19 protein-coding genes are annotated in these 23,224 nt (G+C 68.4%); 11 read left to right on the top strand and 8 right to left on the bottom strand.

Translation table 11 applies throughout. From position 1 onward, the window contains the following. The coding region (locus LZ199_RS42690; RefSeq protein WP_253999572.1) for an ATP-binding protein at window positions 1-259 on the top strand (259 nt) is incomplete at its 5' end. A 385-nt stretch (window positions 260-644) separates the two neighbouring features. Here LZ199_RS42690 and LZ199_RS42685 read toward each other — a convergent pair. Further along, on the bottom strand, window positions 645-1,616 hold the full coding sequence (locus tag LZ199_RS42685; protein ID WP_253999571.1) for a sigma 54-interacting transcriptional regulator: 972 nt from the start codon (window positions 1,614-1,616) through the stop codon (window positions 645-647). A gap of 112 nt (window positions 1,617-1,728) precedes the next feature. Next, window positions 1,729-2,034: a hypothetical protein gene (locus LZ199_RS42680; protein ID WP_253999570.1), complete on the bottom strand. Its 306-nt coding sequence runs from the start codon at window positions 2,032-2,034 to the stop codon at window positions 1,729-1,731. A gap of 257 nt (window positions 2,035-2,291) precedes the next feature. Between LZ199_RS42680 and LZ199_RS42675 the strand changes: the two genes are divergently transcribed. The 3 genes from LZ199_RS42675 to LZ199_RS42665 all read left to right on the top strand — a co-directional run bounded on the left by LZ199_RS42675 (window position 2,292) and on the right by LZ199_RS42665 (window position 7,673). Further along, window positions 2,292-2,843, top strand: coding sequence for an SLOG cluster 4 domain-containing protein (locus LZ199_RS42675; protein WP_253999569.1), 552 nt, complete (start codon window positions 2,292-2,294; stop codon window positions 2,841-2,843). 134 nt (window positions 2,844-2,977) lie between these two features. After that, on the top strand, window positions 2,978-3,379 hold the full coding sequence (locus tag LZ199_RS42670; RefSeq protein WP_253999568.1) for a hypothetical protein: 402 nt from the start codon (window positions 2,978-2,980) through the stop codon (window positions 3,377-3,379). A 10-nt stretch (window positions 3,380-3,389) separates the two neighbouring features. Then, window positions 3,390-7,673 (top strand): AAA family ATPase, encoded by a 4,284-nt coding sequence (locus LZ199_RS42665; protein ID WP_253999567.1) that lies wholly within the window; start codon window positions 3,390-3,392, stop codon window positions 7,671-7,673. Here LZ199_RS42665 and LZ199_RS42660 read toward each other — a convergent pair. Both LZ199_RS42660 and LZ199_RS42655 read right to left on the bottom strand, forming a co-directional pair. After that, complete coding sequence (locus tag LZ199_RS42660; RefSeq protein WP_253999566.1) at window positions 7,666-9,081, bottom strand: B12-binding domain-containing radical SAM protein; 1,416 nt, start codon at window positions 9,079-9,081, stop codon at window positions 7,666-7,668. The genes LZ199_RS42665 and LZ199_RS42660 overlap by 8 nt on opposite strands. Window positions 9,082-9,233: 152 nt before the next feature. Then, complete coding sequence (locus LZ199_RS42655) at window positions 9,234-10,076, bottom strand: ATP-grasp domain-containing protein (protein WP_253999565.1); 843 nt, start codon at window positions 10,074-10,076, stop codon at window positions 9,234-9,236. A gap of 544 nt (window positions 10,077-10,620) precedes the next feature. On the opposite strand from LZ199_RS42655, the gene LZ199_RS42650 reads away from it, so the two are divergent. Next, window positions 10,621-11,157, top strand: coding sequence for a YceI family protein (locus tag LZ199_RS42650; RefSeq protein ID WP_253999564.1), 537 nt, complete (start codon window positions 10,621-10,623; stop codon window positions 11,155-11,157). Window positions 11,158-11,166: 9 nt separating this feature from the next. On the opposite strand, the gene LZ199_RS42645 is transcribed toward LZ199_RS42650, so the two are convergent. After that, window positions 11,167-12,183, bottom strand: coding sequence for an endonuclease/exonuclease/phosphatase family protein (locus tag LZ199_RS42645; protein WP_253999563.1), 1,017 nt, complete (start codon window positions 12,181-12,183; stop codon window positions 11,167-11,169). Between the two features lie 284 nt (window positions 12,184-12,467). On the opposite strand from LZ199_RS42645, the gene LZ199_RS42640 reads away from it, so the two are divergent. Further along, complete coding sequence (locus LZ199_RS42640; protein ID WP_253999562.1) at window positions 12,468-12,608, top strand: hypothetical protein; 141 nt, start codon at window positions 12,468-12,470, stop codon at window positions 12,606-12,608. 37 nt (window positions 12,609-12,645) lie between these two features. Here the strand turns inward: LZ199_RS42640 and LZ199_RS42635 are convergent, their stop codons facing one another. Together LZ199_RS42635 and LZ199_RS42630 are read right to left on the bottom strand one after the other, a co-directional pair. Beyond that, window positions 12,646-13,539, bottom strand: coding sequence for a sulfotransferase domain-containing protein (locus tag LZ199_RS42635; protein WP_253999561.1), 894 nt, complete (start codon window positions 13,537-13,539; stop codon window positions 12,646-12,648). Between the two features lie 53 nt (window positions 13,540-13,592). Further along, window positions 13,593-13,880, bottom strand: coding sequence for a hypothetical protein (locus LZ199_RS42630; RefSeq protein WP_253999560.1), 288 nt, complete (start codon window positions 13,878-13,880; stop codon window positions 13,593-13,595). Window positions 13,881-14,009: 129 nt separating this feature from the next. Here LZ199_RS42630 and LZ199_RS42625 point away from each other — a divergent pair, with 129 nt between their 5' ends. From LZ199_RS42625 to eno, 4 genes are read left to right on the top strand one after another with little or no spacing between them, the layout of a single operon-like run. Continuing rightward, window positions 14,010-15,446 (top strand): DUF3375 domain-containing protein, encoded by a 1,437-nt coding sequence (locus LZ199_RS42625; protein WP_253999559.1) that lies wholly within the window; start codon window positions 14,010-14,012, stop codon window positions 15,444-15,446. Beyond that, complete coding sequence (locus tag LZ199_RS42620; protein WP_253999558.1) at window positions 15,443-16,060, top strand: DUF4194 domain-containing protein; 618 nt, start codon at window positions 15,443-15,445, stop codon at window positions 16,058-16,060. The genes LZ199_RS42625 and LZ199_RS42620 overlap by 4 nt, the downstream gene beginning before the upstream one ends. Next, on the top strand, window positions 16,057-19,452 hold the full coding sequence (locus tag LZ199_RS42615; protein ID WP_253999557.1) for an ATP-binding protein: 3,396 nt from the start codon (window positions 16,057-16,059) through the stop codon (window positions 19,450-19,452). The genes LZ199_RS42620 and LZ199_RS42615 overlap by 4 nt, the downstream gene beginning before the upstream one ends. 59 nt (window positions 19,453-19,511) lie before the next feature. Next, window positions 19,512-20,795 carry a phosphopyruvate hydratase gene (gene eno / locus LZ199_RS42610; RefSeq protein ID WP_253999556.1) on the top strand — a complete coding sequence of 428 codons (1,284 nt, stop codon included), beginning with the start codon at window positions 19,512-19,514 and terminating at the stop codon, window positions 20,793-20,795. 84 nt (window positions 20,796-20,879) lie between these two features. Here eno and LZ199_RS42605 read toward each other — a convergent pair whose 3' ends face one another. Further along, entirely contained in the window at window positions 20,880-21,911 is a 1,032-nt protein-coding gene (locus tag LZ199_RS42605) for a hypothetical protein (RefSeq protein WP_253999555.1), read from the bottom strand. A 185-nt stretch (window positions 21,912-22,096) separates the two neighbouring features. On the opposite strand from LZ199_RS42605, the gene LZ199_RS42600 reads away from it, so the two are divergent. Continuing rightward, a complete protein-coding gene (locus tag LZ199_RS42600; RefSeq protein ID WP_253999554.1) occupies window positions 22,097-23,197 on the top strand; it encodes an ornithine cyclodeaminase family protein in 1,101 nt (366 codons plus the stop codon). Window positions 23,198-23,224 lie beyond the last annotated feature (27 nt).

The following is a 23,224-nucleotide window of genomic DNA, read 5'->3' as shown; positions in this document are numbered from 1 at the left end:
TGACCTTGGCATGCGCAAGCTGCCAGCCACCGCCGCAGAGGACCTGCTCGAGCTCATCATGCGCCGTTACGAGAAGTCCTCCACCCTCATTACCTCCAACCGGCCAGTAGAGGACTGGGGGAAGCTGTTGGGCGACAACGCGGCCGTGGCCGCCATGCTTGACCGTCTGCTGCACCACGCCCACGTCGTCCAATTTGGTCCCCGCAGCTGGCGCACCAAGGGGGCCATGGAGTTGCGGACCGCCGAGTCCGCAGGGTAGGAGTCCCCACCTGTCTCGGTCCTCTCCCTTTGGCCGGTTTTGAAGGGACCCTCTTTGGCCGGTTTTCACCTGACCATTGAGGACGTGCTGCTCCAGCACCTCCCAGCGCAGGCTTCGATCGGGACGCGACAGCACGTGTCCGCCTCCAGTTCGCGAAGCCCCCGGGCGAGTCAATTGCCCCGACTTTCAGAGGGTAGGCTGGGAGAGGACTCAGAAGATAGACGTCAGCGCCATCCCTCGGCGGGAGTGTCTACTGTTTGTCGTGGCGCGACAGGGCAACGCAACGTAGTCCCTCGTCGCGGCAATGCCATGACGCGCACGAAGTCGCTGTGGACATCGGAGCGGCAATCGGAGCGCCCCTCTGGCCGGTCTCGTGCCCCGCACGTCAGCGCGAGTGGGCCTTGAGTCCATGCCGCCGCATCAGCTCGAAGAACGCGCGGCGGTGTTTCCCACTGGCCCGAGCAGCGGCGGCGATGTTTCCCCCATTCTCGACGAGCGAGCCCTCCAGCCAGGCCTTCTCGAACGCCTCCACCACGCGGCGCTTGGCCACCTGGAACGACTCGCGAGAGGCGGAGGACATCGTCTCCCGGTGCCCCGTGGGCGCGGACTCCGCCAGCAGGGGCAAATCCTCCTCCTCGACACACGTCCCCGCGCGCGTGCACAAAAGATAGCGCGCGCAGTTCTCCAGCTCGCGGATGTTGCCGGGCCACGCGTAGGTCATCAGCCGATGCCGCGCGGCCTCCGTGAAGGTGACGGACGCCTTGCCGTACTCACCCGAATAGCGCTCCAGGTAGTACTCGAGCAGGGGCTGGATGTCCTCCGGCCGCTCCCGCAGCGGGGGCACGTCGATGGGCAGCACGCGCAGGCGGAAGAACAAATCGAACCGGAAGTGCCCCGCCTGGGCCGCCGCCAGCAGGTCCGTGTTGGTGGCGGCGATGATGCGCACGTCGGAGCGGTACAGCCGTGAGTCACCCAGCGGCCGGTATTCCTTCTGTTGGATGAGCCGTAACAGCTTCACCTGGCTGGAGAGCGGGAGGGCGTCCAGCTCGTCCAGGAAGAGGGTGCCGTGCTCCGCCTCCGCCACCAGCCCCCGGTTGCGTGTCTTCGCGCCGGTGAAGGCGCCACCCACGTGCCCGAACAGCTCGTTCTCGAAGAGGTCCGGCGGCAGGGCGCCGCAGTTGACGGGAATGAACGGGTGGGGTGCGCGAGCGCTCTGCTCGTGGACGAGCCGCGCATACAGCTCCTTGCCCACTCCGCTCGGGCCCTGGATGAGCACCTCCGCGTCATTCGTCGCCGCAGCTGCGACCAGCTCCATCAGCCGGACATGAATCGGCCCGCGCCCCAGCACCATGGTCATCGACGAGTCCCCCGCCTGTATTCGCCATGAGTGCCCCAGCCTCGGGACGCCCTTGGCTCTGTGTCGCCGACGGTTGAACGCGTGACCTGGGATTTCTTCCCGCGCCGGCGCTTCAGTCGTGGGTGCCGATGTGTTGATCTCCGTGCCGTTCACAGACCCAGTGGAAGGCACACGAGCATGCCACCGCGCGGGCGCTGGAGCAGCACCGGCCCCCGAAGTGCTCCGGCAGCGGCGTCTCCTCCTCTTCCGGCGGGTCCGGCAACATCAACGGCGCATCCCGCCCCGACTCCGCGGGTAGCGCGCCGCAGCAACCCCGCTTCATGCACCGGGCGCACAGGGACAGCTCGCAGTTCGCGCACCAGTCGAAGATTTCACCAGGGCCACCGCGCCGCTCACATCCACCACAGGTGTCGAACAAGGCCGACCTCCAGGCTTGACGTGAAGGAGGGTAGGGAGGGGGTCTGACAGGGGACGGGCCCCCGGGGGTGCCGCACCCCGGTGCCCGCGCCGTCCTGCAAGTGTCATTTCAGCGTCTGTCCTGGGGTGGATCCTTCCGTCGGTGAACGGCGGACGGCCCCTCTGTGGGGCACTGAACGGTTGCGCCGGATGCGTGGGACGCACATGGAAGAAGCTGGGGGTAGGGCCGGTCACATGTCCGGGAAGGAGTGGGCATCCATGCGCAGGGAACGGCGGATCATCGGAGTCTTCGGATCAGGCCAGGAAGAGCACCTGGAGCGTGTCATTCCGCTCGCACGGTGGATCGCCGAGGCGGGGTTCGACCTGCTCACGGGCGCCGGCAGCGGTGTCATGCGGGCGGCCGCGGACGCCTTCGTGCAGGTGGTGGGCCGCAAGGGCATCTCCATCGGCATCGTCCCGGGCACCGTGAAGGACGGCGACTACGTGCCGCGTCCCGGCTACCCCAACCCTGGGGTGGAGCTGGCCATCTACACCCACCTTCCCCTCAGCGGCCTTCAGGGCACGGACCCCCAGAGCCGCAACCACATCAACGTGCTCACCCCCCACGCCCTCGTGGCCCTGCCCGGAGGCGTCGGCACCGCCGCGGAGGCCTCGCTCTGCCTGCGCTACGGCAAGCCCATCATCCTCTTCGGCCCCCCGGAGTCCTTCCGCCGCTTCTCCTCGGAGCTGGAGCGCACCGACTCCCTGGAGCGGGTCGCCGAGTTCATCCGCGCCTCCGTCCGCGAGCCCGCCAGGCCCCTCGCTCCCTGAGCAAGAAAAGCCAGGATTGCTGGGTTTGGTCGAGGGCACTCGAAGCCGGGGGAAAAACGACTAGGATGCGACGCCTGGGGTCACTGAGTGCTCCACGCTGAAGACTTGGGTTCTGCGTCGTTCCGTGCGTTGACATGATCAGTGCTGAATACCCACTCGCCAGTTGGTTCCTCGCCGTCTCGACGACGTTCTTCCTGCTGGTCTTCGCGCTGCCGCTGTTGCTGATGCCGCTGCGCTGGTCGCGGTGGTTCGGCTGGGCGCCGGTGCAGGGGAACACGGACCTGACGGTGTACTTCGGCCGCTGCCTGGGTGGGGTGGCGCTGGCCATCATCCTGACGCTGGTGCGCTACATCCCGGAGCCCCGGAGCCAGCCGGCGCTGTTCGAGCTCATCGGCTGGGTGTGCGCGGCGATGGTGGTGGTCCACGTGTGGGGCGCGCTGAGACGGGCGCAGCCGCTGTCGGAGACCATCGAGGGTTTCTTCTACGCCGTGGTGGGCGTGGTCGCGATGTGGATCCGCTTCCGGACGTTGGGCTGAGGGCACCCGCATGTCGTCGTCGGACATCGACCTGGTCCTCTCCGCGCTGCGGCCCTACATCCCCGGCGCGCTGCTTCGCCGGCTGGAGGACACGGAGGCGCATGCGCTGCCCCCGGTGGAGGCGGTGCGCGGCGCCATCCTGGTGCTGGACATCGCGGGCTTCACGCCCATCGTCGTCGGGCTGAGCGGCGAAGGTCCTCGCGGCATCGACGCGCTCCAGCGCCTGCTGGAGAGCTACTACACGGAGATGATCGACGTCGTGAAGGAGCACGGCGGCGACATCTACCAGTTCGCCGGCGACTCCATCCTCGCGTGCTTCGAGCCCGCGCGGGGCGAGGGTGACGCGGAGGCGGTGGCGCGCGCCGCGCGCTGCGCGCTGGACGTGCAGCGACGGCTGGCGCGCTTCTCCCGGCTGGAGCTGTTGGGGCAGCGCTTCGCGGTGTCGTCGCGCATCGGCATCGGCGTGGGGGAGTCGCACCGCATCGTCCTGGGGACGACGGGCATGTGGATGCACCCTGCGCTCGTGGGCCGCCCGCTGGAGCAGGCGGTGGCCGCGGAGAAGCGGGCCCAGGTGGGCGAGGTCCTCCTCAGCCCGGAGGCGTGGGCGCTCCTGCCGGACCTGGCGCGCGTGGGCGACGAGCGCGACGGCGCGTTCCGCCTGGAGCACTCGGTGCCGCTCGTGGCGCGGCCTCCGCCCACGTTCGACTTCCCGGGCGGCGAGGAGCTGGTGGGCCGCTGCGCGCTCCTCTTGCACCCGGTGCTCTTCACGCGCATCACCACGGCGCACCAGGAGCTGGGCGGCGACTTCCGCGACCTCACCTGCTTCTTCCTGCGCTTCAAGACGGACCACCCGCCGTCCCAGGTCGAGGACTTCACCCGCGAGCTGAACGCCTTCTACGAGCACGTCCAGCGCGAGAGCGCGCACCACGGCGGCGTGCTCCTGATGACGGACTTCACGGACAAGGGCAACGTCCTCTACGTCCTCTTCGGCGCGCCCACCGCGCAGCAGAACAAGGAAGTGCTGGCCAGCCGGCTGGCGTGCAAGCTGCTCCGCGAGCGCGAGTCCTTCCCGTACGTGCGCGAGCTGCAGATCGGCATCGCCACCGGACACGCCTACTTCGGGGACATGGGCTCGCCCTGGCGCAAGGGCTACTCCGCGCTGGGCGAAGTGGTGAACCTGGCCGCGCGGCTGATGACGTACGCGGCGGACGGGGTGGGCATCCACATCGACGCGCAGACGGAGCGCAAGCTCCAGCAGGGCGGCTTCACCACGGAGTTCGTGGAGGACGCCACGCTCAAGGGTGTCTCCCGCGCGGTGCCCGTCTACCAGCTCAAGGGCGAGGTGCGCCGCAGCCTCTTCATCAAGGGCCGTGGCGGCATCGTCGGGCGCGGGCGCGAGCTGGGGCAGCTCCACGCGGCGGTGGAGGAGTCTCTGTCGGGCAGCGGCCGGCTGTGCGTGGTGTCCGGCGAGGCGGGCATCGGCAAGTCGCGCCTGGGCGCCAAGGTGGTGGAGGACGCCGAGTCGCGTGGCGCCCGCAGTCTCTACGGCATCTGCTACTCGTACGAGATGTTCACGCCCTTCTTCCCCTGGAAGGAGGTGCTGGTGCAGCTCTTCGGCCTGCACGAGGGCGACGACGTGGACGCGCAGCTCGCGAGGCTGCGCCAGGGCTTCGACGGGCTGGAGGACGCGGGCCTGGAGTGGATCCCCGTCATGGCGGCCATCCTGGGCCTGGGCGTGGAGGAAGACCCGGCCACGGTGGGGCTGGACGCGCGGCACAAGAACCAGAAGGTGTTTCAAATCATCTTCCAGCTCCTGGAGAAGCACGCGCGCCAGACGCCGCTGCTGCTCTTCTTCGAGGACCTGCACTGGGCGGACAACATCTCCGTCGACCTCATCGAGTACATCGCGGCCCGACTGGCTCCGCTGAGGATGACGCTGCTGGTGACGATGCGGCCCGGCGAGCAGCTGCGCAACGTGCGCGACGACATGCCGGGGCTGTGCCGGTTGGACCTGTCCAGCCTGGATGACGAGGACACCCGAGCGCTGTTGCGCGTGCACCTGCGCATGGAGCCGCCCGACACGGCGCTGGAGGAGGTGCTCCTCTCCAAGGTGCAGGGCAATCCGTTCTTCGCGGAGTCCATCGTCCAGGGCCTCGTGGAGGGCGGCTACCTGGGGCCGGTGTCCCCGGGCGCGTCGCGGCGGGAGCTGAAGCGGAGCCTCCAGACGCTGGTGCTGCCGGACTCCATCCAGGACGTGGTGCTCGCGCGCATCGACCTGTTGAGCGAGACGGAGAAGCTGGTGGTGAAGGTGGCGTCCGTCATCGGCCGCATCTTCACCATGGACGCGGTGGCGGCGCTCGCGCCGGGCTCGGTGTCCCGTCAGCGCCTGCGCGAGGCCATCGACACGCTGACGCACCTGGGCCTCATCCTCCTGGAGGTGGAGGAGCCCTACACCTGCATCTTCAAGCACATCGTCATCCGCGACGCGGCCTACAACACCCTGATGGTGTCGTCGAAGGAGGACCTGCACCGCCGCCTGGCGCGCTTCCTGGAAGCCCGCGCTGGAGAGAACACCGCCGCGTCCGCGGGCATCCTCGCCTTCCACTTCCTCGCCGGGAACGACGAGGTGAAGGGCCTGGAGTACACGCTGATGGCGGCCCGAGGGGCGCGAGGCCAGTACGCCAACGACGACGCCCTCCACCACTACAACCGCGCCATCGAAATCCTCGCTGTCACGGTGGAGCTGGACCCGGACGAGGTGCTGCTCAAGACGCGCCGGGTGATGCAGGAGCTGGCGGAGACGCTGCTGCAGGCGGGCAACTACGCGGGCGCCATCCACATGTTCGAGCAGTGCCTGGCGGACGAGGAGCAGGAGTCGCGCCGCGCGGAGCTGCACCTGGGACTGGGGCGCGCGCACCAGGAGAAGGGCGAGTCCAAGCGGGCCATCCAGGAGCTGGAGCGCGCCATGGAGCTGATGGGGCAGAGCATGCCGGGGAGCCTGCCCGCGCTCGTCGTCCGCACGCTCCTCGCCTTCGGGCTGCACCTGCTCTACGCGCTGTTCCCCTGGCTGGCACGGCCCCTGGGAGCCCGGCTGCCGCTGTACCTCAAGCAGCTCTCCACGCTCATCTCGCTCATCAAGATCTACTACTTCAAGGACATCGCCAAGCTCACCTGGGCGACCATGGTGGCCACCATCATGGCGGAGCGCTCGCGCGGGGAGCGGGGCTTGAGCCTGGCGAGCAGCTACTACGGCTCGCTCTTGTTCGGCTCGGGCTTCCTCGGGCTGTCGAAGCGCTGGTGTCTGCGCGCGCTGGACTATGCGCGGAGGGCGAGAGACCCAGCGGCGGAGGGAATCGCGCTGAGCCGGCTGGCCACGCTGTCCATCTTCGGCAACGACCTGTCGCAGGCGACGCAGTACGCCGAGCAGGCCATGTCCCTGCTGCGCCAGGTGCGGGACATGTGGGAGGTGCAGACGGGGCTGATGATGCTGGGCGCCAGCCAGTTCCTCGCCTCGCGCTTCGAGGGGGCCGAGCGGGCCTTCGTGGAGATGGGGAAGATGGGCGAGGAGCTGCATGCGCTCATGCACCAGGGCTGGGCGCACTCGTGGATTCCCATGTGCCGCTACCTGCGCGGCGAGGGCGAGGTGGGCGAATTGTGCGCGGAGCTGGAGGAGGGCCTGCGCATCAGCATCGAGGTGCAGGACCTGGCCAACCAGTGCGCCAGCCTCAACCACCTGGTCAACGTGACGGTGCGCGAGCACCTGGTGGAGGAGGCGGGGCTGATGGCGGTGCGCGCGGACGAGGCGCTGTGGCGCTACCACGTGCTGGTGCCCTTCCTCCAGATTGGCCTCGTCGACGCGGCGGAGGGCGCCCTCTTCGCGCTGGAGCAGGGCGCCGTGGCGGTGCCCCGGGAGACGCTGTGGGCCATCGTCCGGCGCTGCCTGTTCAAGGCGCGGCTGTTGGGCCGGCACTACCCGTACATGAAGGGGCCCGCGATGCGGGTGACGGCGCGCGCGCTGGCGCTGAAGAAGGGCGGCAAGGCGGCGGAGTCGCTGTTCCTGGGCGCCATCGCCTTCCTGGAGGACACGCCGAACCGGTGGGAGACGGGCGTCGCGTACCATGACGCGGCGGTGGCGCTGCCGCACCGGCGCGTGGAGTTCCTGGCGCGGGCGCGCGACATCTTCCAGTCCATTGGTGCCCAGGCGGAGCTGCGGCGCCTGGACCGGCTGGAGGCCGAGCTGGGCCTGACGCCGCCAGTCCTGGAGGAAGTGCGCCGCGTCGCCGCGGTCAGGTGATGAGCTGGGGCTGAAGTCCCAGCGCCGCCATCTGCTTCGTGTCCCAGTCCTCCAGCGCGTCCAGGCCGGCGATGTAGCGGCGGGCCGGATTCTTCAGCGGGTTGCGGATGCTGAGGATTTCGGGCCCGGCGAAGAGGATGGTCTGCTTGTAGCGGGGCAGGTTGCTCAAGGTCAGCTTGGACCAGTAGTGCCGGGCGATGTTCGGCAGGCTGCCCAGCTGCGCGCAGAGCCGGTGGAAGTGGTCCACCACCTCGGAGGGGTGCAGGTTCTTCGGCCGGTGGCAGAGCGTGTAGCCGTCGTAGTCGCGGCTGACGGTGCCTGGCAGGAGCCGGTTCTCGGACTGCAGCTCGCGGAAGAAGGGCGTCTCCGGATACGGGCTGACGATGCCGAGGAACGTGACGGAGAAGTACTGGAGGTCCGCGAGGTACTCGGGAATCTTCTCCAGGTACTCGTTGGTGTCGCCGTCCGAGCCGACGATGAGGCCGAAGGACAGGAGGATGCCAGCGGAGAAGGTGCGGCGGATGACGGCGTCGACTTCGGAGAGCGTGTTCTGCCCCTTGTTCATCGCCTTGATGGACTCGGGGTTGAGTGACTCCAGACCGGTGTACACGTAGCGGCAGCCGGCCTTCGCCATCAGCTTCACCAGCGACTCGTCCTTGAGGATGTTGAAGGTGAGCGCGCAGCCCCACGTCTTCTTGAGCGGAATCAGCGCCTCGCACAGCTCGCGCAGGTACTTGGGCGAGCCGCCCAGGTTGTTGTCGAGGAAGATGAAGGCGTCCTTCATCAACCCCAGGTAGTTGGGGTTCCAGCGCATGCGCGTCTGGATTTCGTCGACGACCTGCGCGACGGGGCGGTAGCGGTAGCGCTCGTGGCCGGTGAGGACGCAGAAGTTGCAGCGGAACGGGCAGCCGCGCGAGGCCTCGATGCCGGGCAGCCGCACCTTGTTGTGCGTGAAGTCGATGAGCTCGTAGCGATACGGCTGGATGGACGTGGGGCCGAGCGACGGCAGCTCATAGCGCTTCTGGAGCTGGCCCTTCTCGAAGTCCGCGATGAGCGCGGGGACGTTGGACTCGGGCTCGCCGGTGATGACGGCGTCGAAGTACAGCGCCGCGTCGTCGGGGAAGTGCGTGGCGTGGCGGCCACCGGCGACGGTCACCATGCCTCGCTGGCGGAACAGCGTGGAGAGCACCTTGGTGTGCTCGTAGTAGGAGTGCAGGTACGAGAAGAAGACCAGGTCCCAGTGCCGCTCCAACGGGATGTCCACCTCCTTCTCGTTGAAGACCTCCACCTCCGCGTGCTCGGGGCACAGGCCGGCAATCAGCTCCGGCACGGAGGACTGCATGATGGAGGGTTCCTTGATGCGCAGGCGCGTGGGGTGCGTGTACGTGGCGATGACGGCGATCCGCATGCGAGGCTGTGGCTCCAGGAAGAAGCGGCGCGAGCGAGGATTCGCCGTCGACTGTCGGAGCCTCCCCCTCGTGAGACCGTGCTCCCAGAATCCTCCGGGTGAGCCGACTTGGCAAAATGCGAGCGGCTGTGTCCCGATGGACCCCACGCCGCTCAGGCGCCAGTCGTCGGAACAGCGCTCAGCTTCTCCTTGAGGCACTCCGCCAGCGCGAAACACAATTGCTCGGGAAAGCCCGACAAGCCCGGCGTGTCGTTGCACTCCAGCAGGACGAAGTTCCCGTCCTGGGTCTCCAGGAAGTCGAGGGCGACGATATCGGCGCCCAGGTGCTCCAGGGCCCTGCGGGTGTAGCCCACCAGTTCTTCTGGAGGGTCGATGACCTGGTGCTTTCGCGTCTGGACGTTGGCCTTCCAGCCCGCGCCCGCGCGCGACATGGCCCAGCACTGGTCCCTGATGGCCAGGCAGCGCACGTCTCGCCGGTAGTCGATGAAGGGCTCGACCGCGGCGTAGTCATCCGCGGCGAACAGCAGGTCGGCGACCTCGAACCACTCGGACTCTTGCCGCACCAGCGCCTTCCCGTAGCCGCCGTGGTGGTTGCCCACCTTCACGACGAACGGCGCGGGCCGGGCAATCCGGCGCACCATGTCGTCACCGAGCGCCACGTCGAAGGGGATGACGGGCAGGCCCGCTTCGCGAAGCTCGGCGAGCATGGACAGCCGGTCATGACAGCGCACCAGCGTCCTCGCGGGGTTGACGCACGGCACGCCGCTCAGCCGCACCAGCTCCAGGACGGTGCGATGGCGCGGGTCCGGGCGGATGGCGCCCACGCGCCAGAAGACCCCGTCCACTCGCACCGCCGCTTCGCGGGTGATGCACCACAGGACGCCCCCGCGCAGCACCCAGGCGGAGTCCTGGAGTCGGACCGGGATGACCTCGGCCTCGGGGAAATAAGTCGGCCAGTGTCGCTCGCCGTTGACGACCACGATGTTGGGACGCATCTGCTCCTCGGGAGGGGGCGGCGAGTGCCGCTGGCCGTGCGGGGACGGCTTCCGCGCGCGAGCTGTCGTGACAGCTCGGGAAAGCATCCACTGTTCGCAGGCTGGGGAAAAGGCGCCAGGGCATCCGAGTGTACGGGCCTTGTTTGTTTTACGGCCGCTCTTACCGCGAGACGCGCGGCAGTGGGCACGCGGCCAGCCTCTGCGAGAGACGCTGGCTGCTTCGCGTTCCCGGTCTCCCGGGGGTTGCTACCTTAGGACCGTTATAGAGGGCGTGTCGGACTCATACGGCCAGACACCCCGGCGACAAAGATTCACTGCATGTTCTCGCAGCGGTGCCACGCTTGACGACGTCTCACGCAATGTCTGACAGCGGACGCGCTCGCCTGCGCGTGCTCCGGGTCGGGTGGGCGTTCACTTCGTGTCTTGATGCGTGAAGCCTCATCAAAATCAGATACCCAGGGTGGTTTCTTTCTCTAGGATGGCTGTGTCAGCGGTGACCCGCTCGCGACGCTCCCCCTCGATTCTTCACCAACGAGCTCCCCCCATGCCCGTGACCTCCTGGAACATCGACCCCGCGCATTCCTCTGTCCTGTTCATCGCTCGCCACATGGTGGTGGCGCGTGTGCACGGCCGCTTCGAGCGCGTCTCCGGCGTGCTGCGCGTGGACGCCGAGCTGCCCACGCAAGGCGAAGTCGAGGTGAGCGCGGACACCGCCAGCATCTACACAGGCTCGCCGGACCGTGACACGCATCTGCGCTCGCCCGACTTCCTGGACGTGGAGGGCGCCCCGAAGCTCACCTTCCGCAGCACGGGCCTGGAGCCCACGGGGGGCTCGGGCTTCCGGCTCCTGGGGGAACTCACCATCCGCAACGTGACGAAGCCCGTCGTGTTCGAGGCGCGCCACACCGCCACGTCGAAGGACCCGTGGGGCAGCACGCGCCTCATCTACACGGCCAAGGGCATCATCAACCGCTCCGACTTCGGCATCCGTTGGAACAAGACGCTCGACAACGGCGGGTGGCTCGTCGGCGAGAAGGTGGACGTCGAGCTGGACATCCAGGCCGTGCCCGCCGCGAGCTGACGTCTTGCTTCAAGGCGAGGGGAGGAAGTCGGCCACCACGGCGGCGTGGTCCGAGCCGCCGAACCCACGAGTTCCTTCCCGAGCCGCGCGGAACGTGCCCGGCACGTAGGTGCCTCCGGCGGCGTTCGCGACGAACAGGTGGTCGATGGCCTGCTTCTGCCCGGAGTACATATAGGTCCAGGTCTGGTCATCCGGCCTGTCCTTCGCCACGCGCAGCAGGGCCGCATCGCGCTCCAGGGCGTTGATGGGCGCCGAGCCGGGCACGTCGTTGAGGTCTCCGCCCAGCACCACCAGCGCTTTCGGAGCGCGCGCGGCGGCCTGCGACACGACGGCCCGCGCCGTGTCGGCTTCCGCATACCGGCGGCCCGGGTCGTCATCCACCTTCGAGCGGAAGTGCGCGGCGAAGACGATGACCTCCTTGCCCCGTACGTCCAGGTGCACCTCCAGGAGCTCGCGCGAGAAGCGCGTCGTCGAGCCATCCGGCCGGGTCAGCACGCGGTCGCGATGGCTGCCCACGGAGGTGATGGGGAAGGCGGACAGCACCGCCACGTCCACGGACGCCGTCCCGCCCGTCTCGCCCAGCACGGCGTGGGGGAACTCCGGCAGCCGCGCCTGGAGCGCGTCGAGTCCTACCTGGGTCTCCACCTCCGCGAGTATCACCACGTCCGCATCGAGCGTGCTGATGGAGCTCGACAGGCGGCCCACTTGGGCGTCGAACTCAGTCTGGGAGGGCAGGGCCTCGTACTCGGAGCCGCCGCACTTGCTGGAGTCGCAGACGGTGTCGAAGAGGCGGTGCACGTTGAACGCCGCGATGCGCACGCTGCCCTCGGGCCGGAGCGGCTCGCCCTCGCCGCAAGCTCCGGAGAGACACTGGGTTCCGGGGTCTGGATTCTCCGGAGGGGCACGTCCCTCACAGCCGAAGAGGCCGAGCAGCAGTCCCACGACCAGCGGGGCGCGGCGAAAGGAAGAGACGGACGCGCCGACGACGGCCGAGCGGTGCGGGCCACGGATGGGGAGTGGATGCATTCGGCGGGCAGAGTACCACCGCGAGGTGGAGCGGCCGTGCCTGAGGGCCGCCTCCGTCCTCGATTGCACTCGGGGCATGAGCTGGTAGGGTCCCGCGCCGTTGACGCCACCTGGCAATGTCCTGAGGGCGACCTCTCGGCGAGGCCACGAGGGAGCGGGCGGTGGAGCTCCAGCGCGGGGTGGGCCATGTGCCACTCCCCCTGGAAGGGGCGGCCGGTTACGCCTTTCCTCAGGGATGCGGGGCGGGCACCGCGGGTGCTGATTCTGTCGAAGGAGGCGTGGACATGTTCTGGGAGATTCTCATTGGCGCCGCGGTGATGACGCTCGTCACGGTGCTCTTCACCGGGCCCGGGATGTGGAGCTCCAGCTGGGGCTGGAAGAACGACAAACCGAAGGGGAAGGACCCGTCCAAGCCGGACGTGTAGTCGCCCCCCACGAGAGCGAGCGGACGGGCGCTCCCGCCTACGGCTCCAGGGACGTCATGCCCAGGCGCTCGCGAGCCTTGCCCACCCGCGCGTCCAGCTCCGCGCGCTGCTCCTCGCTCAGCTTCGCGCGTCCCTGTCCCACACCGCCCTGGTGGATGAAGGTGCCCTTGCCCTGGAGTGCCTTCTGGGGGCCGCGCATGTCGAAGCGCTCGTTGTGCTGCTTCATGTACGCGAGGCCGCACTTCTCCAGGATGTCACCCAGCCGCGACTCGTCGAGCGGCAGCCCGCAGAACGCGGCCACCCGCCGCACGCCCGCCTCCAGGTCCTGACTCAGGTCCTCGTAGCGCACGTGCAGGACGTTGCGGTCTCCTCGGTGCGGCCACCAGGACTCGAGGTGCCGGAGCCACGGGTCGTCCTCGTCCATCACCACGCGGAAGAAGCGGTCGAAGTCGATGGGCGCCTCCTCCACCAGGCAGTGGTGGTGGTAGAGCGAGCCCAGCGAGTCCGCCGCGTTGCGCGTGACGTAGAGGATGCGGCTGTCGCGAGGGGGCTTGAGCTTCTGGAAGGGCAGGTGTGTCTTCACGATGCGTGGCGACGGCAGCGCGTCCAGCAGGGGCTCCGTGGTGGCATCCCGGGGCAGCATCTCCAGGAAGGGAGACACCTGGCTGATGTGCTCGAACTCGCCACGGCCCTGGGTGGCGAGCTGGAAGACAATCATCTGCATCCAGGTCGTCCCGGCCTTGGGGCTGGTGGCGATGTAGATGTCTCCGGCTCTCGGCTTGAGCCAGACATATCTCAAGCGGACCCAGCGGAGCCGCTCGGCGGTCGCCAGCGACAGCTGCGACAGTCGAGTGAGCCCGAGCAGGGACTGTCGCAGCAGGAAGCGAAGCCAGGGGCGGCTGCGCGGCACGGAAGGGGCCAGTGACGACATTGCCGGCGACTATGCCCAATCACCGCGCCCCGGCCTCCAGAAATTTTCGAAATCTATTGGCAGATGCCCGGACAGTCCGCGCCGCCCGAAGCGGGTGAGCAGGAATCCGTGGTGTCATCCACGCATCGGGCCTCGGAGTCGGAGCAGCCGCCGAGGAAGCCGCCGCAGCACTCCACGTAGCCGTCGGGCACGTCGCACGTGGACGGGTAGGAGGTGCAGCTTCCCGTCGCGGACCGGGCGAACACCGCCACCTGGACGCAGGCGTCCTCGTCGTCGTCCGAGCCGCAGGCGGTCCCCAGCAGCGCGCCCAGCACCAGTCCTGCCCGCATGAATTTGTTCATGGAGGGCATCTTGGGGGGACTCCGCCCAGAGCGGGCAACCAACCAGGCAGGGCGCTCACTTTTCATCAAAGCAGCCACTCCGTGAGGTCACCCGGGCATGTCAGAGGCGCGGTGTAAGGGTGATACGTCATGGACTTCGCGACGCTCGAAACCCTGCGACTGAAGCATCCCGCATGGCGGCTGCTCGTCGCGGACCACGCCCCGCTCATCGTCAGCTTCCTTCACCGCGCCTTCGTCGCCTCCAACGCGCGCGCCATCCCCCAGCGGGAGCTGGTGCTGCGCCTGGAAGACCACCTCCATGCCCTGCGAGAGCGGCGCGGAGAGGCCGCGTTTCCCCGAGGAGCCGGTGCGTATCTCGACGAGTGGGCCGCCGACGGAGCGGGCTGGCTGCGCAAGTTCTATCCGCCCGAAACGGATGAGCCCCACTTCGACCTGACGCCCGCGGCGGAGCGCGCCATCCGCTGGTTGGGCCAGCTCACCGAGCAGCCCTTCGTGGGCACCGAGTCCCGATTGCTCACCGTCTTCCACCTCCTCCAGGAGATGGCCGAGGGCACCGAGCCGGACCCCGATGCGCGGCTGGTGGAGCTGGAGCGCCGCAAGGCGGAGGTGGAGGCGGAGATTGCCCGGGTGCGCGCGGGCCAGCTGGACCTGATGGACGAGTCCGCCCTCAAGGACCGCTTCCAGCAGATGTCCGACACCGCGCGCGGCCTGCTGTCGGACTTCCGGGCGTTGGAAGACGGCTTCCACGCGCTGGACCGGCGGGTGCGCGAGCGCATCGCGACGTGGGAGGGCACTCGCGGCGAGCTGCTGGAGACGGTGCTGGGGGAGCGGGACGCCATCAACGGTTCGGACCAGGGGCGAAGCTTCCGCGCCTTCTGGGACTTCCTCATGTCGCCCGAGCGCAAGGAGGCCCTCACCCGGAACCTGGAGCGCGTCCTGGCGCATCCGGCGATTCAATCGCTCCAGCCGGACGCGCGCCTGCCCCGCATCCACTTCGACTGGCTGGAGGCGGGTGAGCACACCCAGCGCACCGTGGCGAGGCTGTCCGGTCAGCTTCGCCGCTTCCTGGATGACCGCGTCTGGTTGGAGAACCGCCGCATCCTCCAGGTGCTGCGCGGCATCGAGAAACACGCCCTCGCCGTGCGCACGCGGCCTCCCACTTCTCCGCTCATGGCGTTGGACGAGCTGGCACCCACGCTGGAGCTTCCGCTGGAGCGTCCCATGTACTCACCGCCCGCGCGCGCCCGCATGGCGGACGAGGAGGTGCTGGAGGCCACCGAGGACGTGCCCTCCGAAGCGCTCTTCAACCTCGCGTTCATCGACAAGGCGCGGCTGAAGACGCACGTTCGCGAGGCCCTCCTGTCGCGCGAGCAGATCTCCCTGGCGGAGCTGGTGCGGGAGCATCCCTTGGAGCACGGCCTCGCGGAGCTGGTCGTCTACCTGAGCCTCGCCTCTGAAGACAGACGTTCCTCGGTCGATGAGGCCCGCACGCAAGAACTCTTCTGGACCGATGCGAGCGGTCATCCCCGCCGCGCCACCCTTCCCCTGGTGCTCTTCCTCCGATGATGACTCCCGCTCCGCGTCCCTCCGAAGGCCCCGATGCCCTGTCCCTCGTCGTGGTCTCCCTCTTGAAAGGCGTTGTCTACCGCGAGGAGAGCTCCGCGCTGTGGCAGTCCCTGCTCCAGTTGCAGGCCCGCGTGAGGGACCAGGTGTCCGTGCTCGGGCTGCGACTGATGCTCGACGAGTCGGAGGGCCACGCGTTCCTGAAACAGCGCTCGGAGGCCGAGGGGGGCGCCGAGCTGCCACGGCTCATCGCGCGCAGACAGCTGGGATATGGCCTGAGCCTGTTGCTCGCGCTGCTGCGCAAGAAGCTGGCGGACGCGGACGCCGCGGCGGGCGGGAGTCGGCTGGTGCTCCGCCGCCATGAGCTGCAGGAGCTGGTGAGGCTGTTCCTCCCGGAGGGCACCAACGAGGTCCGGTGGGTGGAGCGGGTGAATCAAGACATTGAGCGGGCGGTGGAGATGGGCTTCCTCCGGAGGCTCGGGGAGGAGGAGGACACGTTCGAGGTCCGCCGCATCCTCAAGGCGTTCGTCGATGCGCAGTGGTTGGAGGGCTTCGAGCAGCGGCTCGCGGCGTACCGCGCCCAGCTCGTCGAGAAACAACAAGGAGGTGCGGAATGAGCACGGTGCGGCCACTCACGCAGGCGGACCTCTTGGATTTCAATGCCCCCAACGGGCGCGCGGGGTTCCGGCTGCACCGGTTCGAGGTCTACAACTGGGGCACCTTCCATCAGCGCGCGTGGCACCTGGAGCTCCAGGGCGAGAGCGGGCTGCTCACCGGCGACATCGGCTCGGGCAAGTCGACGCTGGTGGACGGGCTGGTGACGCTGTTCGTCCCGCCCCAGAAGCTCGCCTACAACAAGGCGGCGGGCGCGGAGGCTCGGGAGCGCTCCCTGCGCTCCTATGTCCGAGGCCAGTACAAGTCCGAGCGCGGAGAAGGCGGGCAGGGGTCCAAACCCGTCTTCCTCCGGGACGCGCCGACGTACTCGGTGCTGCTCGCCCACTTCCACAACGAGGGCTACGGCCAGGATGTCACGCTCGTCCAGGTCATGTGGATGCGCGAGCCGGAGGGACAGCCCGCGCGCTTGTACGTGGTCGCGGATGGCAAGCTCTCCATCGCCGAGCACTTCTCGCGGTGTGGCTCGGACTTCAATGCGCTGAAGAAGCGCCTCAAGGACCTCTCGCGCGAGGTGCACGAGACGTTTCCTCCATATCAGGCGGCCTTCCGTCGGCGCTTCGGGTTGGAGAACGAGCAGGCGTTGGACCTGTTCCTCCAGACGGTGTCGATGAAGTCCGTGGGCAATCTGACGGACTTCGTGCGCCAGCACATGCTGCCTCCCTTCGACGTGGAGACGCGACTGGCGGCGCTGATGGCGCACTTCGACGACCTCCACCGCGCGCATGAGGCGGTGCTCAAGGCGAAGCGGCAGGTGGGCCGGCTGGAGCCGCTGGTGGCGGACCACGAGCGCTTCACCGCCCTGTCCACGGAGCTCGACGCGCTGCGAAGCTGCCGCGACGCCCTGCGGCCCTGGTTCTCCGAGCAGCAGGCCCGGCTGTTCGAGGCGCGGCTGGCGGGCCTGGAGGCGGAGCGTGAACAGGCGCGCCTGGAGGCGGAGCAGGTGCGGGAGCAGCGCGAGCGACAAGGCGCGGACCGGGACCGGCTGCGTCAGTCCATCTCCGCCAACGGGGGAGACCGCCTGGAGACCGAGAAGGCGGAGTTGGTCCAGCGCCGGCATGAGCGGGAGGAGCGCTTGCGCAAGGCGGACCGCTACGCGCGGATGGCGCAGGCGGTAGGGCTGCCGGCCGCGACGGAGCTGGAGGTCTTCCTCTCCAACGCGCGCACCGTCCAGCTCCAGCGGGAGGCGACCGTCAGCGAGCTGGCGGAGGTCCAGAACTCCCGCACGGAAGTCGTCATGGAGCTGCGCGACTTGAAGAAGGCGCATGAGGCGGTGTCCGTCGAATTGGAGGCGCTCCGTCGTCAGCGCTCCAACATCCCCGCGCGCTTCCTCCACCTCCGGGCCCGGCTGTGCGCGGACCTGAAGCTGTCCGAGGACGTGCTGCCCTTCGCCGGAGAGCTGCTGCGAATCCGCGACGAGGCGCGCGATTGGACGGGGGCCATCGAGCGCGTGCTGTACTCGCTGGGTGTCTCGCTGCTGGTGCCGGATGCCGAGTACGCGCGGGTGAGCCAGTGGGTGGACCGCACCCATCTGAACGAGCGATTCGTCTACTACCGCGTCCGGGAAGAGGCCCTGGCGCGGGTTCCGCCGGCGCGAGCCGAGTCGCTGCCGCACAAGCTGGTCCTCAAGCCGGGCTCCACCATGGCGCCGTGGCTGGAGGCGCAGCTCGCCCGACAGTTCGACTACACGTGCTGCGAGACGGCGGAGCAGTTCACGCGCTCCCGTCAGGCGCTCTCCCGCTCGGGGCAGGTGAAGTCGGGCGGTGAGCGTCACCTGAAGGACGACCGGCGCCGCATCGATGACCGCTCGCAGTGGGTGCTGGGCTGGACGAACGACACCAAGCGGCAGGCGCTGGAGTCGGAGGCGCGGGCCCTGGAGGCGCGAATCCAGGCCGCCACCGCGAAGTGGGAGGCGCTCGAGCAGCGCTGCGTGCGATTGCAGACCCGGGGGGAGCAGCTCGGCCAGCTCGCCGTCTTCGACACGTTCCGTGAGCTGGACTGGCGCCTGGTCGCCAGCGACATCCAGCGGAGGGAGGAGCGACTCAAGGCCCTGGAGAGCGAGTCTGATGTGCTCAGGGGCTTCGAGCGGGAGCTGGACGCCGTGGAGAAGGAGCTGGCCGCGACGGAGCAGGCCTTGAAGACGGTGGAGAAGCGCTTGGGGCGCCTGGAGGAGAAGGAAGACGCGACGCGGCGGACGCTGGCGGCGTGCCAGCGCACCGTGGGAGAGACTCCCGAAGCCATCAAGGCCTGCTACCCGCGCGTGGCCACGCTCTGCTCGGAGGGGACGGGCGGAGCGGCGCTCGAGGCGGACGCATGCGACGAGCGGGAGCGACAGGTGCGCGAGCGGCTCCAGTCCCGCATCGACAGCGAGGCGCGCAAGCAGGAGCGGGTGCGGGACGCCCTCCTCTCCGCGATGCAGGCCTATCGCACGGAGTTCCCCCTGGAGACCCAGGAGCTGGCGGCGAGCCTGGAGGCCGCGGGGGAATACGTGGCGTTGCTCGCCTCGCTGCGCGCGGATGACCTGCCTCGCTTCGAGGCGCGCTTCAAGAGCCTCCTGAACGAGAACACCATCCGCGAGGTGGCCAACTTCCAGGCGCAGCTCCACCGCGAGCGCCACGGCATCCGCGAGCGCGTGGACACCATCAACCGCTCGCTCCGGGCCATCGACTACAACCCGGACCGCTACATCGTCCTGGAGCTGGTGCCGACGGCGGACGCCGACATCCGCGAGTTCCAGCAGGACCTGCGCGCCTGCACGGAGGGCACGCTCTCCGGCTCGGGTCCAGGCTCGGAGGACGACGCGTACTCCGAGCAGAAGTTCCTGGAGGTGAAGCGCATCATCGAGCGCTTCCGGGGCCGCGTGGGCGAGGCCGAGGCGGATGCGAAGTGGACCGAGCGCGTGACGGACGTGCGCAACTGGTTCAGCTTCTCCGCCTCGGAGCGCTGGCGCGCGGATGACCAGGAGCACGAGCACTACGCGGACTCGGGCGGCAAGTCAGGCGGACAGAAGGAGAAGCTCGCGTACACGGTGCTGGCCGCGAGTCTGGCCTACCAGTTCGGCTTGCAGTGGGGCGAGACGCGCTCGCGCTCGTTCCGCTTCGTGGTCATCGACGAGGCCTTCGGTCGGGGCTCGGACGAGTCCGCGGCCTATGGACTGGAGCTGTTCCGCCGGCTGGACCTGCAGCTGCTCATCGTGACGCCGCTGCAGAAGATTCGCGTCATCGAGCCGTATGTGGCCAGCGTGGGCTACGTCCACAACGAGGAGGGTCGCCGCTCGCGGGTTCGCAACCTCACCATCGAGCAGTACCACGCGGAGCGGGAGGCCCGGAGCGCGTGAGGCGGACACTCGGGGACTCGCGTCTTGACGCACTGGGACCGCTTCGCTACGAAGGCGCGATGACTACAATCGTCGGTGTCGTAGGCCGTGAGATTCTGGACAGTCGCGGCAATCCCACTGTCGAAGTCGATGTCATCCTCGAGAACGGCATTCGCGGTCGCGCCGCGGTCCCCTCCGGTGCCTCCGTGGGCACACACGAGGCCGTGGAGCTGAGGGACGGCGACAAGAGCCGCTACCTCGGCAAGGGCGTGCTGAAGGCCGTCGCCGCGGTGAACAACGAGCTGTTCAACGCGGTCCGCGGAATGGACGCGGAGGCGCAGCTCGACATCGACCAGACGATGATTGCCCTCGACGGCACGCCGAACAAGAAGAAGCTCGGCGCCAATGCCATCCTCGGCGTGTCGCTGGCCGTGGCGAAGGCCGCCGCCGCCGCGCGCGGACTGCCGCTCTATCGCTACGTGGGGGGCGTCTCCGCCAACCTGCTCCCCGTGCCGATGATGAACATCATCAACGGCGGTGCGCACGCGGACAACCCCATCGACTTCCAGGAGTTCATGATCATGCCCGTGGGAGCGAAGTCGCTCTCCGAGGCGGTGCGCATGGGCGCCGAGGTCTTCCACACCCTGAAGAAGGGCCTGTCCGAGGCCGGCCACGGCACCAACGTGGGTGACGAGGGCGGCTTCGCGCCGAACCTCAAGAACGCCGAGGAAGCGCTCGACTTCATCATGAAGTCCATCGAGAAGGCCGGCTACCGCCCCAACGAGGACATCGCCCTGGCGCTGGACTGTGCCGCCAGCGAGTTCTTCAAGGACGGCGTCTACGACTACGAGGGCGAAGGCAAGAAGCGCTCCGTCGAGGACCACGTGAAGTACCTGGAGGGGCTGGCGGCGAAGTACCCCATCGTCTCCATCGAGGACGGCCTGGCCGAGGACGACATGGCTGGCTGGAAGCTGCTCACGGACCGCATCGGCAAGAAGGTCCAGATTGTCGGCGACGACCTCTTCGTCACCAACGTGACGCGGCTGGCGGACGGCATCAAGAACGGCATCGCGAACTCCATCCTGGTGAAGGTCAACCAGATTGGCACGCTGTCGGAGGTCATGGCCGCCGTGGAGATGGCGCACAAGGCCGGCTACACCGCCGTGATGTCCCACCGCTCCGGCGAGACGGAGGACGCCACCATCGCGGACCTGGCCGTCGCCACCAACTGCGGTCAAATCAAGACGGGCTCGCTGTCCCGCGCGGACCGCACTGCCAAGTACAACCAGCTCATCCGAATCGAGCAGGAGCTGGGCAAGTCCGCGCGCTACGGCGGCCGCTCCGTGCTGCGCGTTCGCTCCTGAGCCTCGCGTCGGCGGCCGGGCGAAGTCGTCCGGCCGTCGTGCCGTCCGTCACGCGGGGAGCGCTCCCCCTCGTGACGGCGGGGCTCACGCCGCGAGCCCCAGGTTGCGCCGCACCGCCGGCTGCCTCACCTTCCAGATGAGGCTGTCGACGATGTAGTGGTGGAAGTTGAGCGTCTGGACGATGAGCAGGCTGGCCGCCGGAATCCACCCGAGTCCCTTGAGGATGAAGGTGTAGAGCAGCGCGGAGATGGCGATGCAGACCACCAGGTAGTGCACCATCAACCGGCTCTGGCTGAGCGTGGAGAGGAACCGGTGCGCCGGGCTCACCTTGTCCGCGAAGCGGCGGTTGTGGAACAGCCAGACGATGAGGATGTACTGCGCGTTGTGCCACACGTTGAGCCCCAGCCAGCCCGTCTCCAGGCTGGGGATGACGAAATAGCCCAGGGTGAACATGCCCGCGTGCGTGGCCAGGTAGAGCGTCTGCGCGGGACTGCCGGCGCCGGAGCGCAGCGCCCGCGCCTGGAGCACCGCCCAGGCCGCCACCGCCACCAGCGCGCTGGCCGCCGCCACCCACGCCACCTCCTGGGGCACCGGCAGCATGCGCACGTCCAGCTTGAGGAAGGTGGTGGAGCCCTGTGAGGAGCGGTGCAGCAGGCCCGCCAGGGGCAGCAGGTACAGCATCCACACCGTGGCGGGGTTGCCGGAGGGCGGCCTGCGCGAGGCCCGCTCCATGATGCGGCTGACGCCGTAGCTCTGCCGCAGGTAGTGCCACCCCTGCCAGTAGAAGTAGATGCTCATCAGCGGCCAGACGCCGGCGAACGTGTACACGGCGAACGTCCCGCCGAAGACGATGAGCGGCAGCACCCAGATGTGGAAGCGGTGCTGCTGCCGGCTCTCCCCGTCGAAGCCCAGGCGCGTGAAGGTCGACACCACGTGGTGGTAGCCGAGCAGCCACACGTCGATGGTCAACAGCAGGGGGAATAGCGACGGCTTCGCCAGCGCGGCCAGGGCGAAGACACATCCCAGCAACGCGGTCCCCACGATGAAGAGAAGGTCGAATCGGGGATTGCGAACCCAACCCCACGACAGCTCCGAGGTGTCCGTTCGTGCGCTCACGGCGTTGGATGATAGGGCTTGTGCTTACTTCCTGTAAATCGTGCAATGTCGGCAAGTGTGGTCATGGGCAATCAGGGGTGATTATTCTTCTGGTCTGGTAATGATGTGTCTGTTTGTTTTGATTGTCTTCACAGGCCTCGCCGCATGATGCAGAGTGCGCTCGACTCCACCCGAGGGGAGCGCCCGTGAAGACACTTCTCGTCACCCAGGCGGACCTGCGCAAGCTCGTGCATGAGGTTGGAATCGATGCCCTGATGGACCAGGTCATCGAGGAGGTAGAGGGCGCCTTCCGTGCGTTCGACACGTCCAGGACGGAGCTGCGGCAGCGGGACGGTTTCACGCTGCGCAATGCTCGGACAGGCGTGCTGGAATGGATGCCGGTGATGCGTCAGGGTGAAACAATTACAATCAAAGTAGTGGGCTACAACCCGCTGAATCCCAGGCGCTACGGGGTTCCCACCATCATCGCGACCAACAGTGTCTATGACTGTGAGACGGGGCATCTGACGGCGGTGGTGGACGGGGTGCTGGCCACGGCGCTGCGCACGGGGGCGGCGTCCGCCATCGCGAGCCGCCATCTGGCGGACCCGGACAGCCGGGTGGTGGGGCTGGTGGGGTGTGGGGCGCAGGCCGTCACGCAATTGCATGCGTTGTCCCGCGTGTTCAGCATTCAACGGGTGCTTGCCTTTGATGTGGACCCCGCCACTCAGCGCTCCTTTCCCAAGCGCGTGGGCTTCCTGGGGTTGGACGTGCGCGCGGTGCCGCTGGAGACGGTGGAGGCGGAGGCGGACATCCTGTGCACGGTGACGTCCGTGGGCGTGGGAGAGGGGCCGGTGCTGGAGGATGGGGGGCTGCGACCGTGGCTGCATGTCAACGCGGTGGGCTCGGACCTGCCGGGGAAGGTGGAGCTGCCGCGCTCGCTGCTGGAGCGCAGCCTGGTGTGCCCGGACTTCCTCCCCCAGGCGCTCGTGGAAGGGGAGTGTCAGCAGCTGAGGCCCGAGCAGGTGGGCCCGGACATCATCGAGGTGGTGCAGCACCCGGAGCGCTATGGGGACTGGCGCAAGCGGTCCACGGTGTTCGACTCCACGGGCTTCTCGCTGGAGGACGAGGCGGTGACGCGCGTCCTCACGGAGCTGGCCCGGAGGCATGGCCTGGGCATGGACGTGGAGCTGGAGTGCCTCGCGGGGGACGCGATGGACCCCTATGACCTGCTCTTGCCGGAGCGGGATGCGCAGCCGGGTCAGGAGGCGCCGGGGGACTCCCGACACAAGGTCCGCGTGGCCTGAAGCACGGCTTCTCTTCCTCTCATTGCC

Source organism: Myxococcus qinghaiensis (assembly GCF_024198215.1).
Lineage (GTDB): Bacteria > Myxococcota > Myxococcia > Myxococcales > Myxococcaceae > Myxococcus > Myxococcus qinghaiensis.
Note: the sequence above shows the minus strand (reverse complement) of the source record. Positions and strands in the feature narration are given on the sequence as shown.

Excerpts from the sequence above, each read along its gene's own strand:
- LZ199_RS42685 (WP_253999571.1), bottom strand. The coding sequence starts at position 1,616 with ATGACCATGGTGCTGGGGCGCGGGCCGATTCATGTCCGGCTGATGGAG.
- LZ199_RS42675 (WP_253999569.1), top strand. The coding sequence starts at position 2,292 with ATGCGCAGGGAACGGCGGATCATCGGAGTCTTCGGATCAGGCCAGGAA.
- LZ199_RS42670 (WP_253999568.1), top strand. The coding sequence starts at position 2,978 with ATGATCAGTGCTGAATACCCACTCGCCAGTTGGTTCCTCGCCGTCTCG.
- LZ199_RS42665 (WP_253999567.1), top strand. The coding sequence starts at position 3,390 with ATGTCGTCGTCGGACATCGACCTGGTCCTCTCCGCGCTGCGGCCCTAC.
- LZ199_RS42660 (WP_253999566.1), bottom strand. The coding sequence starts at position 9,081 with ATGCGGATCGCCGTCATCGCCACGTACACGCACCCCACGCGCCTGCGC.
- LZ199_RS42655 (WP_253999565.1), bottom strand. The coding sequence starts at position 10,076 with ATGCGTCCCAACATCGTGGTCGTCAACGGCGAGCGACACTGGCCGACT.
- LZ199_RS42650 (WP_253999564.1), top strand. The coding sequence starts at position 10,621 with ATGCCCGTGACCTCCTGGAACATCGACCCCGCGCATTCCTCTGTCCTG.
- LZ199_RS42645 (WP_253999563.1), bottom strand. The coding sequence starts at position 12,183 with ATGCATCCACTCCCCATCCGTGGCCCGCACCGCTCGGCCGTCGTCGGC.
- LZ199_RS42640 (WP_253999562.1), top strand. The coding sequence starts at position 12,468 with ATGTTCTGGGAGATTCTCATTGGCGCCGCGGTGATGACGCTCGTCACG.
- LZ199_RS42635 (WP_253999561.1), bottom strand. The coding sequence starts at position 13,539 with ATGTCGTCACTGGCCCCTTCCGTGCCGCGCAGCCGCCCCTGGCTTCGC.
- LZ199_RS42630 (WP_253999560.1), bottom strand. The coding sequence starts at position 13,880 with ATGAACAAATTCATGCGGGCAGGACTGGTGCTGGGCGCGCTGCTGGGG.
- LZ199_RS42625 (WP_253999559.1), top strand. The coding sequence starts at position 14,010 with ATGGACTTCGCGACGCTCGAAACCCTGCGACTGAAGCATCCCGCATGG.
- LZ199_RS42620 (WP_253999558.1), top strand. The coding sequence starts at position 15,443 with ATGATGACTCCCGCTCCGCGTCCCTCCGAAGGCCCCGATGCCCTGTCC.
- LZ199_RS42615 (WP_253999557.1), top strand. The coding sequence starts at position 16,057 with ATGAGCACGGTGCGGCCACTCACGCAGGCGGACCTCTTGGATTTCAAT.
- eno (WP_253999556.1), top strand. The coding sequence starts at position 19,512 with ATGACTACAATCGTCGGTGTCGTAGGCCGTGAGATTCTGGACAGTCGC.